Source organism: Erythrobacter sp. JB1-4 (assembly GCF_057365025.1).
Map to the genome: position 1 here is coordinate 1,665,546 of NZ_CP200292.1, position 17,601 is coordinate 1,683,146.

18 protein-coding genes and 1 tRNA gene are annotated in these 17,601 nt (G+C 55.5%); 10 read left to right on the forward strand and 9 right to left on the reverse strand.

What is annotated here, in order from left to right; genetic code table 11:
* Nucleotides 1–479 precede the first annotated feature (479 nt).
* Nucleotides 480–878, forward strand: coding sequence for a nuclear transport factor 2 family protein (locus tag AC0V61_RS07705; RefSeq protein ID WP_486159493.1), 399 nt, complete (start codon nt 480–482; stop codon nt 876–878).
* Nucleotides 879–958: 80 nt separating this feature from the next.
* Here AC0V61_RS07705 and AC0V61_RS07710 read toward each other — a convergent pair.
* The 3 genes from AC0V61_RS07710 to panC all read right to left on the reverse strand — a co-directional run bounded on the left by AC0V61_RS07710 (nt 959) and on the right by panC (nt 3,000).
* Nucleotides 959–1,032: transfer RNA gene (locus AC0V61_RS07710), tRNA-Gly, on the reverse strand.
* 44 nt (nt 1,033–1,076) lie between these two features.
* Nucleotides 1,077–2,117: a DUF475 domain-containing protein gene (locus tag AC0V61_RS07715; RefSeq protein ID WP_486156669.1), complete on the reverse strand. Its 1,041-nt coding sequence runs from the start codon at nt 2,115–2,117 to the stop codon at nt 1,077–1,079.
* 25 nt (nt 2,118–2,142) lie between these two features.
* Nucleotides 2,143–3,000 carry a pantoate--beta-alanine ligase gene (gene panC / locus AC0V61_RS07720; RefSeq protein WP_486156670.1) on the reverse strand — a complete coding sequence of 286 codons (858 nt, stop codon included), beginning with the start codon at nt 2,998–3,000 and terminating at the stop codon, nt 2,143–2,145.
* A 131-nt stretch (nt 3,001–3,131) separates the two neighbouring features.
* On the opposite strand from panC, the gene AC0V61_RS07725 reads away from it, so the two are divergent.
* The 7 genes from AC0V61_RS07725 (at nt 3,132) to AC0V61_RS07755 (ending at nt 10,917) form a co-directional block, all read left to right on the forward strand.
* Nucleotides 3,132–3,956, forward strand: coding sequence for a division plane positioning ATPase MipZ (locus tag AC0V61_RS07725; RefSeq protein ID WP_486156671.1), 825 nt, complete (start codon nt 3,132–3,134; stop codon nt 3,954–3,956).
* A 3-nt stretch (nt 3,957–3,959) separates the two neighbouring features.
* Entirely contained in the window at nt 3,960–4,283 is a 324-nt protein-coding gene (locus AC0V61_RS07730) for a J domain-containing protein (protein WP_486156672.1), read from the forward strand.
* A gap of 169 nt (nt 4,284–4,452) precedes the next feature.
* Nucleotides 4,453–5,889: a phosphoglucomutase/phosphomannomutase PgmG gene (gene pgmG / locus AC0V61_RS07735; protein WP_486156673.1), complete on the forward strand. Its 1,437-nt coding sequence runs from the start codon at nt 4,453–4,455 to the stop codon at nt 5,887–5,889.
* Complete coding sequence (locus AC0V61_RS07740; RefSeq protein WP_486156674.1) at nt 5,837–6,673, forward strand: hypothetical protein; 837 nt, start codon at nt 5,837–5,839, stop codon at nt 6,671–6,673. Before pgmG ends, AC0V61_RS07740 begins: the two co-directional genes overlap by 53 nt.
* 85 nt (nt 6,674–6,758) lie before the next feature.
* Complete coding sequence (locus tag AC0V61_RS07745; protein ID WP_486156675.1) at nt 6,759–7,589, forward strand: DUF2059 domain-containing protein; 831 nt, start codon at nt 6,759–6,761, stop codon at nt 7,587–7,589.
* 12 nt (nt 7,590–7,601) lie between these two features.
* On the forward strand, nt 7,602–8,396 hold the full coding sequence (locus AC0V61_RS07750; RefSeq protein WP_486156676.1) for a DUF2059 domain-containing protein: 795 nt from the start codon (nt 7,602–7,604) through the stop codon (nt 8,394–8,396).
* 70 nt (nt 8,397–8,466) lie between these two features.
* Entirely contained in the window at nt 8,467–10,917 is a 2,451-nt protein-coding gene (locus tag AC0V61_RS07755) for a ligase-associated DNA damage response DEXH box helicase (RefSeq protein ID WP_486156677.1), read from the forward strand.
* On the opposite strand, the gene AC0V61_RS07760 is transcribed toward AC0V61_RS07755, so the two are convergent.
* The 6 genes from AC0V61_RS07760 to AC0V61_RS07785 form a co-directional block, all read right to left on the reverse strand.
* Entirely contained in the window at nt 10,914–11,546 is a 633-nt protein-coding gene (locus AC0V61_RS07760; RefSeq protein WP_486156678.1) for an ExbD/TolR family protein, read from the reverse strand. The two genes, AC0V61_RS07755 and AC0V61_RS07760, sit on opposite strands and share 4 nt — an antisense overlap.
* A gap of 28 nt (nt 11,547–11,574) precedes the next feature.
* A complete protein-coding gene (locus AC0V61_RS07765; RefSeq protein WP_486156679.1) occupies nt 11,575–11,943 on the reverse strand; it encodes an ExbD/TolR family protein in 369 nt (122 codons plus the stop codon).
* Nucleotides 11,944–12,154: 211 nt separating this feature from the next.
* Nucleotides 12,155–12,592: an ExbD/TolR family protein gene (locus tag AC0V61_RS07770; RefSeq protein ID WP_486156680.1), complete on the reverse strand. Its 438-nt coding sequence runs from the start codon at nt 12,590–12,592 to the stop codon at nt 12,155–12,157.
* A 25-nt stretch (nt 12,593–12,617) separates the two neighbouring features.
* Complete coding sequence (locus AC0V61_RS07775; protein ID WP_486156681.1) at nt 12,618–13,154, reverse strand: ExbD/TolR family protein; 537 nt, start codon at nt 13,152–13,154, stop codon at nt 12,618–12,620.
* A 172-nt stretch (nt 13,155–13,326) separates the two neighbouring features.
* The gene (locus AC0V61_RS07780) at nt 13,327–14,103 is read right to left on the reverse strand and encodes a MotA/TolQ/ExbB proton channel family protein (protein WP_486156682.1); all 777 of its coding nucleotides are present in this window, start codon (nt 14,101–14,103) and stop codon (nt 13,327–13,329) included.
* Nucleotides 14,104–14,174: 71 nt separating this feature from the next.
* Nucleotides 14,175–14,615 carry an energy transducer TonB gene (locus AC0V61_RS07785; RefSeq protein WP_486156683.1) on the reverse strand — a complete coding sequence of 147 codons (441 nt, stop codon included), beginning with the start codon at nt 14,613–14,615 and terminating at the stop codon, nt 14,175–14,177.
* Between the two features lie 737 nt (nt 14,616–15,352).
* Here AC0V61_RS07785 and AC0V61_RS07790 point away from each other — a divergent pair.
* Complete coding sequence (locus AC0V61_RS07790; protein WP_486156684.1) at nt 15,353–16,171, forward strand: hypothetical protein; 819 nt, start codon at nt 15,353–15,355, stop codon at nt 16,169–16,171.
* Nucleotides 16,172–16,275: 104 nt separating this feature from the next.
* Complete coding sequence (locus AC0V61_RS07795) at nt 16,276–17,598, forward strand: homoserine dehydrogenase (RefSeq protein ID WP_486159495.1); 1,323 nt, start codon at nt 16,276–16,278, stop codon at nt 17,596–17,598.
* The last annotated feature ends 3 nt before the right edge of the window (nt 17,599–17,601 follow it).

Here is a 17,601-nt window from a genome sequence, read left to right on the forward strand (position 1 = left end):
CTAAATGCGGCACATCCATCAATCGTGCAATCACGAACGCCCATCCATTCAGCCGAAGTGCGTCTGGAGCGTATCCGAGGAACAGCGATGCAGTGCTGATACAAGCCAACACCAAGAATGGGGTGCTTTGCGCTGATCGGTTATCGCGCAAGGCAATCAACGCAATCAACAACAGCAAACCTATTCCTGAAAACCTGAAGAATGTGTCAATTATGATCATCAAAGCGGCTCCAGCAACGCTGCTCAATAGTAGCGGCTGTGCTTACCTCCTTAAGCCCAAAAGCGGCGCAGAATTTTTGGTGTCCGCGACTTTGCCCTGCAATTGCGCGAAGATGATCAGCTTAGTCCTGAAATCGCGAAGACCTCTGCTGAGGGACTGTGCATAATCAGAGCCTTTCAGATCAGTGATTGGATATGCAATGTTGAAATCAGGTCTAGCGCTTACGATCAGCAGTGCATTGTTGCTTGGTTGTGCAACAATGTCGGGGCCTCGCGTAAATCAACAGCCAGAGGCTGAAGCCATAAGGCTTGTGGTCTTAGACTATTTTCAAGGTCAAGGGCAGGCGAGCGAGGAGCGCCTCGAACGGGCGTTCGCGCGAAATCATGCAATCATGATGACTTCAACCCCAGGGAGCGACGGCACAAACTCACTGCGCCGAACGCAAATGGATGAGGTCATTTCGATCTGGGCATCGAATGAGAACCCACCAGGCCTGCGTTCTGATTATGAGTTTTTATCGCTCCAAATCGTCGACAATCGCCTCGCCACAGTCACATTCCGATCCGGCGCAAGGTTTTTCGATGCGTTGACACTAATGAAAATTAACAATCAGTGGAAGATAGTCACAAAGGTCTACGTTCCTCAGTCGCCAAACTAATTTGGCCGATTTCTGCAGGCATGGCCTAGATATCGAACGTCTCGATGAATTCAAAAATATCAACGAATTACGTTTGTTCTTGGAGCGGGTAAGGGGAATCGAACCCCTCTACACAGCTTGGAAGGCTGGTGCATTACCACTATGCTATACCCGCTCGGCTCCGAGGCCCGCGCCTTTGCCACCAAAGCAACTCACTCGTCAAGCAGCTTGCAGCGACCGATCCGCTCTGTTCGCACGCACCGACGACCAAAACGCAATCCCGATCAGCACAGCGCCGATCAGTCCGGTGATGACCTCAGGGATATGTGCGAAGGTGTTGATGTACATAATCACAGCCAGAGCAAGGATCGCGTAGAACGCGCCATGTTCCAAATAGCGGTATTGCGACATAGTGCCTTTGCGCACGAGAAAGATTGTCATCGAACGCACAAACATGGCTCCAATGCCAAGACCGATGGCGATAATGATGAGGTTGTTGGTGAGCGCAAATGCGCCGATCACTCCGTCAAACGAAAAGCTTGCGTCGAGCACTTCGAGGTAAAGAAACGCGCCAAACCCGGCCTTGGCCACATCACCCGAAGATGGGGTGGGTGGTTCAAGCACGTGATTGACAATTTCGACCACCAGATAGGTCAGAAGCCCACCGATTGCTGCGATGATAAAGCTAAGCGCGTCCTCGTCTGCCAGCATTGTCGATGTGGCCCAAGTGCCGAGCAGGACAAGGCCGATAGAGATCGCTTCAATATCGGCGACTTTTGACAATGGGCGTTCGATCACACCAATCCAATCAAGCTCTTTGTCCGCGTCGAAGAAGAATTTCAGTGCAACCATCCCCAAAAACGCACCGCCAAAGCCCATAAGGCCAATGTGAGCATCGCTGACGATCCGTTGATACTCCGCAGGATCGCTCAACGCCAATCGCACAGCGTCCACTGGACCCAAGGAGGCGGCAACCATCACGATGACAATGGGGAACACGATCCGCATCCCAAAAACAGCAATGGCGATGCCCCAAGTGAGAAAGCGTTGTTGCCACACGGGGTCCATATCTTTGAGGATTGAGGCGTTCACGGCTGCATTGTCGAATGACAAAGAGACCTCGAGCACCGCAAGCACCGCGCAAATCCAAAGGATCGAAAGCGTGCCTTCCACCGTGCCAGACATAGCCCAACCATACCAACCGCCCAGCGCCATGCAGATCGCAGTGAACAGCAAGGAGCCCCAAAAGTGCTTTAGCATCGGTCTTTAGATCCCTTCGAGCCGCTCATCCATTGACGGCAATGTTATCGATCAGGCGCGTGCCGCCAATGCGCGCTGCTACCAAAAGGCGCGCTGGTGAGCCCGTTAGGTGCTCAAGCGGCGCAAGGGAAGCCGCATCGCACAGCGCGGCATAATCAGGCTGATCAAATCCAGCTTCTGTAAGTGCGTCCTCAAGCGCCGCCAATGCAGCCGAAATTTGCGCGCCCGCCTCAATCTGAGCAACCGCCTGTTTCATCGCCTTAGGCAGCGTTGCCGCGGAGGCACGGTTGTCTTTTGAAAGGTAGCGATTGCGGCTCGACATTGCCAAGCCATCGGCTTCGCGCACCGTGGGCACACCCATGATCGAGGCCACATGGGGAAACGTCAGGTCAAGGTCACGGGCCATCGCACGGATCACGGCAAGCTGCTGAAAATCCTTCTCGCCAAAAAAAGCCATATCGGGCCGCACCTGATTGAAGAGTTTGTTCACCACCGTTGCAACGCCATCAAAATGGCCCGGCCGCGCTGCGCCGCAAAGCCCTTCGCTCACACCACTGACCGATATGTTGGTTACAAAGCCGTGCGGGTACATTTCGCCCGGTTCTGGCGCCCACAAAATCGCACACCCTTGCACCTCAAGCATAGCTGCGTCCTTGGCAAGTTGCCGGGGGTAAGCGTCCAAATCCTCCCCTGGGCCAAACTGCGTAGGGTTCACAAAGATCGAGGCCACAACCGCATCGCAACTCTTCATCGCTTGCCGCACGAGCGTCAAATGCCCCTCGTGCAAAGCGCCCATAGTGGGCACCAAGCCAATGCGCGCACCAGCCTGACGCAGTTTGGCGACCGAGTTTCTCAACACATCCAATGTGCGCGCTGTTTGCACGTGGCCTTCCCCTTGGATAACAATGGGTGCCTCGATAGACACCTGTGTATCGTAGACCCTTGTGCAAGCCTCTCACAAGCTTGCAAGTATAGTGGGTCAACGAAAGCGTTGATAGAATAAGGAAAACGTGAATGGTCGCCCCCCAACCAAATCGCCGCACGCACCGAATTGTGTTTGCGAACGAGAAGGGTGGAACGGGCAAGTCGACCACGGCTGTACATGTCGCTGTGGCGCTTTCTTATCTGGGGGAGCGCGTGACGATGCTCGACCTTGATCCGCGTCAGCGCACCTCGCACCGCTATATGGAAAATCGCTATCACACGATGCAGCGCAGGGGATTGCATTTGCCCACACCTGCATGTGAGGTGTTCAAGGGGCGCAGCAATTCAGCCTTGCTGGTAAAGATCGATAAACTTGAGAAGGACTGCGACTTTCTCATCATCGACAATCCGGGCCGTGATGATGAACTTGCGCGTGCGGCGGTGGAGCAGGCCGATACACTGGTCACCCCGATGAACGATAGCTTTGTCGACTTTGACCTTATTGGGCAAGTCGACCCTGAAAGCTTCAAGGTCAAGAAACTCTCATTTTTTGCAGAACTCATCTGGGAAGCGCGCATGAAACGCAGCCGGGCGACCGCTACCGGCGAGCGCCCAGAAATGGACTGGGTTGTCGTTCGCAACCGCACCGGTCACACAGAGGCACGCAACATGGCGCGTATCGAGAAAGCGCTTAAAGAAATGTCCAGACGCGTTGGCTTCCGGGTGACGCATGGTCTGTCAGAGCGGGTGATTTTCCGTGAGTTGTTTCCCTCGGGCCTGACATTGCTCGATAAAGGGCATCTGGGGGATCTGGGAACCAGCCACCTTGTTGCACGGCAAGAATTGCGCAGCCTGGTTATGGCGCTAAAGCTGCCAAAGTTTGCTAAGCCAAAAGCTAAGATGGAGCCGGCCTGACCCATGCTTAAATTTGCGATTATCCTTGCGGTGGTGTGCGTGCTGTGGCGCTGGGCTTTGGGCAAATGGCCTTGGGAGTATCTGCAATCGAAGCCGACACGCTCGCAGGCGGTCTTCAAGGCTCGTAAACTCTTGGCGGTCGAACAAGGCGCGAGCCGCGAAGACATTTTGGCCGCTCATAAACGATTGATCTCGATGGTTCATCCTGACCGGGGCGGCAAAAACAGCCAAGTTCACGAAGCGAATGATGCTCGCGACCTGCTGCTTGATGAATTGCCCCGCCAGGGCGCTGATCTTAATGATCGAAACGATCAAGACGGCGCGTAACCAAGGGCAAGATAATCTAAAGCTCTCAGGTGTCATCACCATATTGAAGCATTTGTCATAGAAGGCGAGGCGAAAGCTGGTGTATGCGAAGGGTCGCTGCACATTATAGTTTATCGACATACGCTCAGACACGCTGCTCAATCGTAAATCACATAAGGCCCCAAACCCCATGTCCTATACTTTCGACCCCACAGTTCTTCGCGAATACGATATTCGAGGGATTATTGGCGAAACTCTTGGTGCCGATGATGCTCGCGCGATTGGCCGCTCCTTTGGCACGCTCTTGCGCCGCGCTGAGGAAGCCGATGGCGTAGCGAGCGCTCCTAAGGTCGCAGTGGGTTATGATGGCAGGGTGAGTTCGCCCATGCTCGAACACGCACTGGTCGAAGGGCTGGCTGCAAGTGGGTGTGATGTTGTGAAGGTCGGCATGGGCGCAACCCCAATGCTGTATTATGCAGAAGCGTCAGCCGAAGATGTAAAAGGCGGCATTCAGATAACTGGCAGCCACAATCCCCCCAATTACAACGGCTTCAAAATGGTATTTCAGGGGCGACCGTTTTTTGGGGCCGATATCCAAAGGCTCGGGACGATGGCTGCGGCCGGGGACTGGGCCGATGGAGCGGGGGAGATCACCTCGCGCGACATCCTTGGCGAGTATGTCGAGCGCATGCTCGAGGGTCTCTCCGGTATCGACGAGGCGAAGCTGAGCTCGCTCAAAGTGGGCTGGGATGCGGGGAATGGCGCGGCCGGACCGGCCCTCGAAGCGCTGGCGGCGCGACTGCCGGGTGAACACCATTTGCTTTTCACTGAAGTTGACGGTCATTTTCCTAATCACCACCCTGATCCAACTGTTGAAGAGAACCTGGTGGATTTGCGTAAGCTTGTCGCGGAGAAGAACCTCGACTTTGGCGTGGCTTTTGACGGTGATGGCGACCGGATCGGTGCGATTGATGGCGAAGGCCGGGTGATCTGGGGCGATCAGCTTTTGATGATCTATGCAGAGGACGTTCTAAAAACCCACCAAGGTCAAACGATTATCGCCGACGTGAAGGCCAGCCGCGCGTTGTTTGATCATGTCGCAAAACACGGCGGCAAACCGCTGATGTGGAAGACCGGGCACTCGCTTATTAAGTCCAAAATGAAGGAGACCGGCTCACCTCTTGCCGGTGAAATGAGCGGCCACGTGTTCTTTGCCGACACCTATTACGGCTTTGACGATGCGTTATACGCAGGCGTGCGACTCTTGGCGGCCTCGGCGCGGCTGGGCAAATCGGTGACTGAGCTACGCGGGAGCATCCCTGATATGCTCAACACGCCTGAGATGCGTTTTCAAGTGGATGAGGTGCGCAAATTCCCCGCCATGGCCGAGATTACACAGCGGCTTACCACAAATCCCGGACCCGCCGTTGAAGAGGTCAATGCAACCGATGGTGTGCGGGTGAATACAGCTGATGGATGGTGGCTGCTGCGCGCGTCTAACACGCAAGATGTGCTCGTGGCACGGGCCGAAAGCGATACCGCTGAGGGACTTGAGCGCTTAATTGCTCAGATCGATGAGCAGCTCTCGCTTTCAGGTCTCGAGCGCGGCGAGAGCGTTGGGCATTAAGGCGCAAGACTGGGCATGGGCCAAGCTTGGGATCGCCAAAACTTGCGATAAAGAGGCGATCCACGCAGCCTATGCGCAAAAGCGCGCGGTCCTTGATGCACAGGCGGCGCGTATTTCCGCCTTCGCCGAACTGACAGAGGCCCGCGAGAAAGCCCTCTTTAGCGCGTCTGAATTGCAACGCGAGGCGCAGCGTAGCGGGGAGACGGCGACCCAAGGGGATGTTTCATCCCACTATGTGTCGGATGCTGCGCAAACCTTGCCGACCGATACGCAAAAACCAGATGCGCCGCTGATCCAATCGCCTGTTGGTGAGGAACCCAAGGTCCCACACGAAGCCCATAGAGAGCCCGACCCTTCTCGCAATGGCCCTTGGAACAGGGGCGATGGACAAGGGCCCGGTGCCGACAATTCAGAGCACGATGAACCGCTCCACCTTCCTGAAAATGGGCAAACTCTTCAAGAGGACTGGGAGCACAGCGGCGGTTACAAACCAAGCTATGACCCGCCTCAAGGTGGCCACCCTCATTACCATCCTGAGGTCGAACCAGGTCTTGACCCGGAGCCTGATGAAGAGTGGAGCCACTCGGGCGGTTACGTTCCTGAAACGGACCGCACGATCGATCCAGACCAGATTATTCCGCCTTCTTTCGCTGCTGGAGAGGCGGGCGAACTCGACCGCCAATTGCGAGAGAAGGTTCAAAAGTTCTTTGAGCGCTACCCCATCAAGACCTATTGGGTCATTTACGCAATCATGGCTTTTTTCCTCATCCGCTCTTGCTCTTGAGACAGGTAAATACAAGCGGATTGAGGGTGGAACGCGTCCGCTTGGTCGGGCATAATTGGTCTAAATTCGCAAAAGGAATATTCATATGAAGCGCTTCATTTTGGTTGCAGCAACAGGCCTCAGCCTCACTCTGGCCGCGCCAAGCGTGTCGGCGCAAACAGTCGAAGCGAGCGAGCCTACGGCCGAGGAGTTCGAAGCCATCGGCGATCTCTTTGGCGATATGTTCGGCAGCGCAGAACCGCTGTCACCTGAAGAAGAAGCGCGCCTTGGCCCAGCGATGCAAGTTGTCACCAAGCTCTTTCCCGAAGGCACCTATGCCAAAATGATGGAAGAGACCATGGCCCCAATGATGGAAGGGATGATCGGCGGCTTTGGCGGGGCTCCCGCGATTGCTGTGACAAGCCTTACGGGTCTTGATCCCCTCACCCTTAGCGCCGTTGAGAGCAGAAAGCTTGATGCCGCCCTCAACCTGCTCGATCCGGCGGCCGCTGAACGCAACGCTGCTATGGCTGAGGCTATGTTCAACCTGATTAGCGAAGTGGTTATTGAGATCGAGCCTTCTTACCGCGCTGGCCTTGCACGCGCATATGCGGTCCGCTTCACACAGGCAGAGCTGACCGATCTTGCCGCCTATTTCGGCACACCGGTAGGGAAGAAATATGCCGCGGAAAGCTTCCTGATTTTTGCCGACCCGCAAGTTATGTCCTCAATGAATGAGGTGATGCCAGCGATGATGCAACGCATGCCCGACATGATGGGCATGATGAGCGAGGCGACAGCTGATTTCCCCCAAGGGCGAAAGTTTTCTGCCCTTGATGAAGGGGAGCGCGCTGAGCTTGCAGCCCTTCTTGGTGTGACCCAGGAGGAGTTGGCTGAAGCTGAGCCTGCACCCACTTCTGGCGCTCTCATCGACTAGAGGAACCGGACTATGAAGTGTCTCTTTTGGGCCATGGGTTTGGCGATTTTGAGTGTTGGCACACCGACATTGGCGCAGGATAGTGGCGCTGACACCCAAAGCGCTGTTTCCCAAGATCGCAGCTTAGCCGCGGCCGCTATTGCTGAGCGGATAACGCTCAAGACCGTGCCCGATGGCGCAATGACCGATGTTCTTCGCGATCTTATCGAAATTGTGGGTGGGACGCGGTACATCGGGCCCCTCCAAGATCAGCCCAAAGTCCGCCTGGCGCGCCTCACAGGCCTTTCTCTGGTGCGTTTGGGAGAATTGCCGCGAGAACGGATTTTGGAGGCGGTTCTTCTGCTCGATCCGAAGTTTTCAGATCGAAACGCAGCCAAACAAGCCGCTTATGAGAATGCGTTCAATGCGTTGCTCAAAGAGATTGAACCTGCCTATCGTCAGGGTTTGGCAAAGTCATACCTGGCGCGATATACAGAGGCAGAATTGCGCGAACTTCTGGCCTTTTTCTCAACTCCAACAGGATCAAAATACGCAGCTCAGGACTGGGAAACCGGCGGCGATGATCCGGTGATGCGAGTGTTTGAGGACCGCGCCGACGCGTTTCAGAGCGCGCTGATTGCGATGGAAAAAGAATTCCGCGCGATTTCTTCGCAATACCCGCAAGGACGTCAATTCTCCAATTTAAGTGAGGCCGATCAGGCCGAGTTATCTGCCATGCTTGGCATCAGCTCTGAAGAATTATCGCAGAAAGAACCCACGCCCTTGATCGTACCTTCGACGATGGTGGTTCCAGATAGTGAGCGGTGATCACTTGCCATATTTCAGGCCATATTCCCCACCATTTTCCCCGCCATATTTTCAGCTATGATCCCTTGTGATGATACCTAGCGAAATTCAAAGCTGGTTCGATGCGCGTGGTTGGCGGATTAGACGCCACCAGCTGGATATGCTTGCTAAGGCTCGTGAGGGCCGTGATGCGCTGCTGGTGGCTGATACCGGGGCGGGTAAGACGCTTGCGGGTTTCTTGCCGACTTTGTGCGATTTTGCGCCTTCTTTGGGCGCGCCGCCTGAGGATGGTCTTCATACTCTCTATGTCTCCCCGCTGAAGGCGCTCGCCCATGATGTGAAGCGTAATCTGCTGACGCCAATTGAAGAAATTGACTTGCCTATCCGGGTCGAGACGCGTTCTGGCGACACGTCTTCAGATCGCAAGAAGCGCCAGCGCACAAAGCCGCCACATGTGCTGCTGACAACCCCTGAGAGCTTGTCACTTCTGCTTTCTTATCCCGAGAGTTTGGAGATGTTCCGAACCCTCAAGCGGGTGGTGATTGACGAGGTTCATGCCTTTGCCACCGGCAAGCGCGGAGATTTGCTCGCCCTTGCATTGGCGCGGCTGCAAACGCTCGCACCCGATATGCAGCGTGTGGCGCTTTCTGCGACATTGGCAAACCCGTTGAGCTTTCAAGAATGGCTCGCGCCGCAGCCACCAGATGCCGAGGGTGAGATTTTCGCAGCCGACTTGGTGCTGGGTGAAGATGGTGCTCCGGCGCAAGTGGACATCCTGCTCCCTATTGAGGAGCGCGTGCCTTGGGGTGGCCATGCGGGGCGCTGGGCGGTGGACCAATTGATGGAGGCGATCCGCGATAATCGCACTACGCTGATATTCACCAATACGCGTTTCCTCGCCGAGTTCATTTTCCAGTGCCTATGGGAAGTGAACGAGGAGAACCTGCCCATCGGGGTCCACCATGGGAGCCTTTCCAAAGAGGCACGGCGTAAGGTCGAAGATGCCATGGCCGCAGGTGAATTACGAGCGCTGGTATGCACAGCCTCGCTCGATCTCGGGGTCGATTGGGGCGACATTGATCTGGTCGTTCAGATGGGCGCGCCCAAGGGTTCCTCACGGCTTCTTCAAAGGATTGGGCGCGCAGGGCACAGGCTCGATACAGCAAGCCGCGCGATGCTCGTGCCTGGCAATCGGTTTGAGTTTTTGGAAGCCATGGCCGCCAAAGACGCCGTCGATGAAGGCATGCGCGATGGCGAGGATTTCAGGGCAGGGGGCCTTGATGTTCTTGCCCAGCATGTAATGGCCTGCGCGTGCGCTGGGCCGTTTCATGAGGATGAACTGCTCACCGAAGTGTGTTCGTCTATGGCTTATGCGTGGCTCGACAAAACCGCGTTTGATCGCGTGCTGCATTTTGTCGAAAGCGGCGGTTATGCGCTCAAAGCCTATGATAAGTTCAAGCGGATAGTTCGGGACAAAACAGGCGTTTGGCGGTTGACCCACCCCAATCAGGCGCAGCGTCATCGGATGAATGCTGGCATCATTGTCGATAGTGAAATGCTCCAAGTGCGTTTCAAAAACGGCAGGCAATTGGGCAAGGTTGAAGAGCGTTTTGCGGCGCAGCTTTCGGCAGGCGATACCTTTTTCTTCGCGGGCATGAGCCTTGAGGTTGAGAGCGTCAAAGACATGGATGTGATCGTGCGGGCGGCGAAAAAGTCCGCGACGATCCCCTCTTATGGCGGCCTGCGGTTGCCGCTCACCACCCATTTGGCGACGCGGGTGCAGGCGATGCTCGATGACCGTGCGGGATGGGGGCGCTTTCCTGACGACGTGCGCGAGTGGCTTGAGGTGCAGGACTATCGCAGCCGTTTGCCAAAGCCTGGAGAATTGTTGGTTGAGAGCTTCCCTCATGGAGGCAAGCATTACGCAGCATACTACACCTTTGAAGGGTGGAATGCGAACCAGTCGCTGGGCATGCTTATCACCCGCCGAATGGAAAACCTTGGACTGATGCCGGGCGGCTTTGTGGCGAATGACTACACGCTGGCGGTATGGGGGCTAAAGCCAGTGGAGGACCCCAAGCCGCTGTTGTCGCCCGATATTCTCACGGAGGAATTCACCGATTGGGTGACCGAAAGCCATCTATTGCGCCGAGCTTTCCGCGAAGTTGCCGTGATTAGCGGCCTGATCGAGCGCCAGCACCCCGGTAAGCGCAAAACGGGCAAACAAGTCACTTTTTCAACCGACCTCATCTACGATGTGCTCAAGAAGTATGAACCCGACCATGTGCTCTTGGAGGCTGCATGGGCCGATGCGCGCGCAAGGATGACCGATGTGGGGCGGCTTGCCGACCTGCTTGAGCGCTCGCAGCATGAACTGGTGCATGTGGAGCTCGAGCGGGTCTCTCCTTTGGCGGTTCCGGTCATGACAATGATCGGCCGTGAGGCCGTGCCGCAAGGCGCTGTGGACGACGAGCTGCTGATTGAGGCGGAGAGCTTAGTGGGCGAAGCGATGCGGATCGATCCACCCTTGGAGGGGGATTAACTTTGGCCCGGGTCGCAATTGATCTTATCAATGGCTCTTGGCTTGAACTTGTCCGGCATCTCTATCGGTATGGCCTCTACCGAGAGCAAACTTAGACTGTTTAGCCCCCCTGATGGCCTTGGATCATTTGCACTTTCAAAGTGGCGGTGTCGTTCCAGCCGTTCGAAGCGGAGTTTCGTCGCTCCTACCTCCTTGATCTCGTTGAGGACCTTGACCGAAAGATCATAGCTAGCGCTTGGGTCGGGATTGAACACAATGATCGGTTCAATGACCTCGTGCATGCTTTGCTGAAGGAGCCCTCTCAGCTGGGAGAAGGCTATCGTCTCACAATTCCAAAGAATATTACCGGCCTGTGTTGGTGTAATTTGGACCGCAGCAGGAACGATGTCGATTTCATGTCCTCCCCCTAGATCATAGTCCGAAACTAAATTTATGACCAAGGCATGGGGCTTCACCTGCGCTGCTGGCATAAGAAATACGATCGCCAAGAACATGGCTACAAACGCCAAGGGCCGCGTGTCGATTGTCGCAATCGGTTCGCCGTGGTCGAAGCGTTTTCTTTGGCGTCTGCGCATCGGTCCTCCGTTCAGGCGGTCACTCGCTCGACGCAAACTTACGGTACTTCTCATTTCCGACGAAGCCGAAGTTCGTGACCCCCTAGAATTTGATCTCGCGCAGCACCTTCACGGAAGTTTGGTAGCTTGACTTGGCATCGGGTTCGAATTGGAGCTCAGGCTCAGGGATGATCCGGGCAGAGGCTTTCAAGAGGCCGGATAGCTCTGCCATGGTGACACTGTCCCCGTTCCACATGACTGCGTCCTCGTCTGAAATAGTCACCTTGTTGATTGTTGGGCGAATGGGGGTGACGTTATCAGGGCCCGGACCAACGTCTATATCCAACGAATGAGTGGCAACCGGTATAGTCACAACGAACATGATGAGCAGCACCAACAGCACATCAATCAGCGGCGTCATGTTCATGGTGCTGACGGGATCATTAGCTGGTGAACCATGCGAAAAAGCCATCGTTTCTCTCCTTTAGGGATAGGACAGACGCTAAGCATATCGCAAAATGAAAAGGTTGCCTAACGCACACGGGTGTGCGGCTTGCAACTGATGCGCCAATTGAGGCGACATTGACGCAGGCTTTAGCCAACAAAAAAGGCGCCGCGATCACTCGCAGCGCCCTCTTGGCGGGGACTGTGCCCCAGCGTTGTGTTTGGCTTACTCGCCGCGACTATTCGCCTTTGCCGAACACACGGTAGCGTTCGTTTCCAACAAAACCGAACTTGGTCACGCCAGACTTCTTGATGATATCAAGGGTCTTAGCCGACTTGTCATAGCTTGCTTGAGCGAAGGGCTCATATTGAAGCTCGGGCTCGATTTCCATGGCCCGTGTCTGCTGGAGAAGAAAAGCCAAGTTTTCTTCGTTGATCTCGTCACCGTTCCAAAGAAGTTGATCATCGTCAGTGATGACCAGCTTGTTTTTGTCGGGCTCAATATCAACCGGGTTATCAGGCGGATCACCTGATGGAAGGTCAATATCGACCGAGTGGGTGGCCACCGGGATGGTGATGATGAACATAATCAGCAGAACGAGCAAAACGTCGATCAGCGGGGTCATGTTCATATCGATCATCGGTTCGCCGTCGAGTTTACCTCCAGCCATACCCATGTCTGTTACTCCTTATTCTCGCCAATCAGCCGTTTGGATCAACCGGGTTGGAAATGAACCCAACCGTTGGATAACCAGCTGCTTGAACGTTATAGATCGCCCCTGCAACGCAGCGCCATGGAGCTTCTACGTCTGCACGAATATGCACTTGTGGGATAAGTTCAGGGTCTTGCATGACCACTTCAATACCACCAGCGCGCTGAACGATCGCATCAAGGCGTTCAAATGCCTCTTTGCGCAGCTCTTCTGAATCCATCGGGGTGATGTTGTTGAAGTAGACCCGGCACTCGCCGCCCCGTGTTGCACCGCCAAAGCCTGAACGAAGGGTGCCTGCTGTCTGACCTTCAGCATCGGTTGTGCTGACTGTAAGCTGCAGGTTTTCCACCTTGTCCTTGGACTCTTGAGAAGCAAACACTGGGATCTCGAGCTTTTCGATCGTTTGGATCGCCACCGGAACCGCGATGAGGAAGATGATGAGGAGAACCAGCATCACATCCACCAGCGGCGTGGTGTTGATGTCGGACATTGGGGTCTCGCCCCCGCCTCCCATCGAAATCGCCATTGTGAATTCCTTATTTGCTCAAAAATTGAGCGTTTCTCAAATCAGGCACCGAGAAAACCGATGCCCTCACGAATGTATCCGTTTGCTTTCCTTGGAGGCGCGCAAGACAAATTGCGTAAGACAAATTGCTCGGGGCAAAGCGTACAGGGCGCTCCCAAGGATTAAAGCAGACTTACTTCTTCGCAGGTGCAGCCGCCGCTGGTTTCGCAGCAGGCTTCTTCGCAGCCGGAGCAGCGGTTACAGCAGGCTTAATGTTGCCGTTTGAACCGATGTAGGCGACGATGTTGTTTGAGAAATCAGTCATAAGAGCGTCGATGCGACGGTTGCGTGACTGGAGCCAGTTAAACGCAAGCACAGCAGGCACAGCCACAAGCAGACCAATCGCAGTCATGATGAGTGCCTCACCAACCGGACCAGCAACCTTATCGATCGAAGCAGAACCTTCGATACCAATGTTGATGAGTGCGCGGTAAATACCGATCACTGTACCAAGCAGACCAATAAACGGAGCCGTAGCGCCGACGGATGCGAGGAACGACAGACCGCCTGAGAGCGACTGGTTGATGGTGTTTTGCGAGTGTGCGAGCTCTTCTTCGACGAAGTGGATCTCGTTTGCAGCACCTTCCATTTGTGAGTGGTGGCTTTGAGCGGTCACTGCATCGTCAGCCAGCTGACGCCATGCTGAGTTTTTCTCAAGCTTGGTCGCGCCTTCTTTGAGTGAAGCTGCACGCCAGAATGCCGTTTGCACGCCTTTGTACTGACGCATCACTTTGGCTTGCTCGAAATATTTGGTGAACAAGATGTAGAATGAGCCAACCGACATGATGACCATAACGGCAAGGATCGACCAAGCGACAGGGCCGCCCTCTTCCATGGCTTTCCAAAAACCGAATTCATTGACGGGTGCTTCTGAATCAGCACCTGCAGCTGCGAGTAGATAAAGGTTCATTGCGAGTAGTCCTCTTGAATTAGTGTCCCCGAACGCCCGACCCCTTAATCATGGGGCCGGGCGCCGACGTATTATTGCAAAACGTAAACGATAGTGGTGCTGAACGACCCGGTTGTCGGGTTGCCGTCACGGTCAAGGGCAGCGTTGAACCGAGCATAGCGCTCCATTCCGCGGCATGCCGCTTTGTCGAGCACGCTCGATCCGCTTGAACGTGTGACCTGACAATTGGCGGCTCGCCCTTTGTCAGTCACTGTAACGCTCACGCCTACGGAACCTTCAACCCCTTCACGGGCAGCCCGTGTCGGATAGTTTTCAGCGATCCGCCGTGCCCACCTGTTACGATTACGAGCAGAGGCACCTTGCGCCTTGGAAGGCGCCTGTGTGACCGCCGGTGTCGGCGTACCTGTAGGCTGCGGCGTAATGGCAGGCGTTGGCGTTGGCGTTGGCGTTGGGTTTTGCTCACGCTCAACGTTGTTGTTTTGGTTGAGCTGAGGGATCGGTGGTGGCGGCACGGTGGGTGGCGGCTCTACGATCTCTTCAGGGGGAGGGGCTCCTCCGGCTCTTCAGGGGGTTCCTCGGGTTCCACAATGTCGACCGTAGTAACTCGCTCAGCGATTTCCTTAACTGCCGAAATGGCAAGTCCGGAAATGAGTAAGTACCCGACCGCTACGTGAATCACCGCGACGATGATAATGGAAGTCACTCGGCTTCCACCCATTTGTTGGTCAGCGTAGGCCATCCAGTCGCTTTCACTCCATAACTATGTCGAACCGGGGCGTTCGACGCACATTTTCACGCTCTGGGCCAATAAAGCTACGCTGATTCGCGCTTTGGTAAGCACGTGCCCAACTCAATTAGTCCCAGGGTATGACTCCCAGAATTGTGAACTTCCGACTGACTTGATTTTTCTAAACGACACCCGTCAACCCGGTGGGCGCTCGTCAAAAATTCATCCCAGTCGACCGCATGAAGAGGACCCAGTTTGGACCTATTTCCTAGCGGCGCTCTCCCGTGCTGACTTTGTCCCCAACCTCAACACGAGGAGCCTGCCTTAACGGTCAATACTTAGGCAATCAAACGCTTTATCCATTCAGGAGCGATTCATTGCGATGGACTTGCAATAGGAAACAGCCGAATATGTTGTGGGTTTTTAATCTTGAATTGGATGATGTCGATGCGCGTTAACCGAAATTTAATTCATTCTTTCAAGGGGGTAGCGCTCTGCGCCATTTTGGCGGGATCAGCTGTGATGAACGCTTCACCGGCGGTTTCGCAAACCTATGTCCCAGAAGAGATCACTGCCGCACAAGCAGCGACATATGTAGATTTGGTCGATCTTGCAGAGCGTAGCGACATGGTGATCCGCGCACAGATTCGCCGCCAAATCGTCGTCGAACCTGAACGCGCCCCGGGCTTAGAGCCTGGTTATGCACGCCTTTATATCGAAGCGCGCACTCTTGCCCTTATCGCAGGATCCTCTGCCGTGGGCGAATCGCTCGTATTTCTTGTTGACGTGCCGCTGAATGCGAAGGGAAAGCCTGACAAATATAAAAAACGCGAGATGCTGCTTTTTGCTGACAGCGTACCGGGTCGTCCCGGTTCGATTCGATTGACGGGTAAGAACGCCATGCTCGACTATTCGCCTGAGTTCGAGGCGCGCTTGCGCCCGATCTTGACCGATTTGGCGAGCGGTGATGTCCCACCCATCGTGACGGGCATTGGCGATGCGCTTGCGGTTCAAGGAACGTTGGTCGGCGAATCAGAGACGCAGATATTTGTGACGACACAAGATCGCTCGCCTGTCTCAATTACCGTCCTGCGCCGACCAGGGCAGCCACCGGCATGGGGTGTTTCATGGGGCGAGATTATTGATGCAGCCGCAAGAGCCCCGTCACCAGAAACGCTGCGCTGGTATCGTCTCGCCTGTTCGCTCCCTGAAAGCTTGCCCTCAAGCGCAAACCTGGCGCGCGACCCTGAGGCGCGGCGCTTGGCTGAGGCGGACTATCGCTTTGTAATCGATCAGCTTGGCCCGTGCTCAAGGGCTATCACTCAGGCCAGCAAGGTTTAGCAAAGCGAGCCTTAGGGCGACAATCTTGCTTGACGTAAGAGCGCTGGCTCTTAAGCGATGGCGCCTCTTTGCAAATCACGACAAACGGAGCGCTTCTCTTGGGCATTACCCCACCCCTTCGCATTGGTATTGCAGGTCTTGGGACTGTTGGCGCGGGCGTTATTCGCCTTCTTGCGACCAACCGTGATCTTATCGCAGCGCGTGCAGGCCGGGCCATTGAAGTGGTGGCGGTAAGCGCGCGTGAACGCGGCAAAGACCGCGGCGTCGATATCAGCGGCTTTGCGTGGGAAGATGACATGACCGCGCTCGCCGCTCGCGAGGATGTTGATGTTGTGGTGGAACTTGTCGGAGGCTCTGACGGTCCAGCTCTCACATTGTCGCGCGCCGCCTTCAAGGGTGGGAAAGGTCTTGTCACTGCCAACAAAGCGATGATCGCGCATCATGGCATGGAGCTGGCGACCGCTGCTGAGGCGGACGGTCTGGCACTTAAATTTGAGGCAGCGGTTGCTGGCGGGATTCCCGTGGTCAAAGGACTTCGCGAAGGGACCAGCGCGAATGAGCTCACCAAAGTTTACGGCATTCTCAATGGCACCTGCAACTACATCCTCACAACGATGGAGGACACGGGTGCTGATTTTGGCGAGACACTCGCTGATGCGCAAAAGCTGGGGTATGCAGAGGCCGATCCCACCTTTGACATCGAAGGCGTCGATGCCGCGCACAAGCTGGCGATCCTTGCCACTATTGGATTTGGTGTAGAGCTCGACTTTGCCAATGTAGGGACCACAGGCATCGTCCAAGTGCGTGCCGCCGACATTGCTCAGGCCGATGCACTTGGCTTTGTTATCCGCCTTATCGCAGAGGCTGATATCCAACATGATCCGGACGGGCCCAAGCTGCTCCAACGTGTGCGCCCTTGTTTGGTCGCAAAAGACCACCCGCTTGCCCCTGTTGATGGCCCAACCAATGCAGTCGTGGCTGAAGGCAATTTCTCCGGGCGGCTCCTGTTCCAAGGCGCAGGCGCTGGCGATGGGCCCACTGCGAGCGCGGTTGTGGCTGACCTTATCGATATCGCCCGCAACCTTGGTGAAGGGGGAGAAGTCGGAGCACCATTTTCGATGCCTGTCTCCCAACTTTCAGCGCTAAGCCCAGCCGAGCCAGGCGGCCGGACCGAGCGCACCTACCTGCGCTTCACCGTGAATGATCGCCCTGGCGTCTTGGCTGAGATAACAGCGGCCATGCGCGATGCGGACGTTTCGATTGAAAGCCTGATCCAACAAGGACGAGGCGGCGAGGATAGCGAAGTTCTGGTGGCTATCGTGACCCACGAAGGTCCAGAAGCCAACGTAGCGCGCGCTTTGGAGCTCCTTGAGGGCTCTGACAGCCTTACCGGAGAGCCGCTGGTCCTCCCGATTTTGCCTAGCTAAGCA

Excerpts from the sequence above, each read along its gene's own strand:
- AC0V61_RS07705 (WP_486159493.1), top strand. The coding sequence starts at position 480 with ATGTCGGGGCCTCGCGTAAATCAACAGCCAGAGGCTGAAGCCATAAGG.
- AC0V61_RS07715 (WP_486156669.1), bottom strand. The coding sequence starts at position 2,117 with ATGCTAAAGCACTTTTGGGGCTCCTTGCTGTTCACTGCGATCTGCATG.
- AC0V61_RS07725 (WP_486156671.1), top strand. The coding sequence starts at position 3,132 with ATGGTCGCCCCCCAACCAAATCGCCGCACGCACCGAATTGTGTTTGCG.
- AC0V61_RS07730 (WP_486156672.1), top strand. The coding sequence starts at position 3,960 with ATGCTTAAATTTGCGATTATCCTTGCGGTGGTGTGCGTGCTGTGGCGC.
- pgmG (WP_486156673.1), top strand. The coding sequence starts at position 4,453 with ATGTCCTATACTTTCGACCCCACAGTTCTTCGCGAATACGATATTCGA.
- AC0V61_RS07740 (WP_486156674.1), top strand. The coding sequence starts at position 5,837 with ATGAGCAGCTCTCGCTTTCAGGTCTCGAGCGCGGCGAGAGCGTTGGGC.
- AC0V61_RS07745 (WP_486156675.1), top strand. The coding sequence starts at position 6,759 with ATGAAGCGCTTCATTTTGGTTGCAGCAACAGGCCTCAGCCTCACTCTG.
- AC0V61_RS07750 (WP_486156676.1), top strand. The coding sequence starts at position 7,602 with ATGAAGTGTCTCTTTTGGGCCATGGGTTTGGCGATTTTGAGTGTTGGC.
- AC0V61_RS07755 (WP_486156677.1), top strand. The coding sequence starts at position 8,467 with ATGATACCTAGCGAAATTCAAAGCTGGTTCGATGCGCGTGGTTGGCGG.
- AC0V61_RS07760 (WP_486156678.1), bottom strand. The coding sequence starts at position 11,546 with ATGAGAAGTACCGTAAGTTTGCGTCGAGCGAGTGACCGCCTGAACGGA.
- AC0V61_RS07765 (WP_486156679.1), bottom strand. The coding sequence starts at position 11,943 with ATGGCTTTTTCGCATGGTTCACCAGCTAATGATCCCGTCAGCACCATG.
- AC0V61_RS07770 (WP_486156680.1), bottom strand. The coding sequence starts at position 12,592 with ATGGGTATGGCTGGAGGTAAACTCGACGGCGAACCGATGATCGATATG.
- AC0V61_RS07775 (WP_486156681.1), bottom strand. The coding sequence starts at position 13,154 with ATGGCGATTTCGATGGGAGGCGGGGGCGAGACCCCAATGTCCGACATC.
- AC0V61_RS07780 (WP_486156682.1), bottom strand. The coding sequence starts at position 14,103 with ATGAACCTTTATCTACTCGCAGCTGCAGGTGCTGATTCAGAAGCACCC.
- AC0V61_RS07790 (WP_486156684.1), top strand. The coding sequence starts at position 15,353 with ATGAACGCTTCACCGGCGGTTTCGCAAACCTATGTCCCAGAAGAGATC.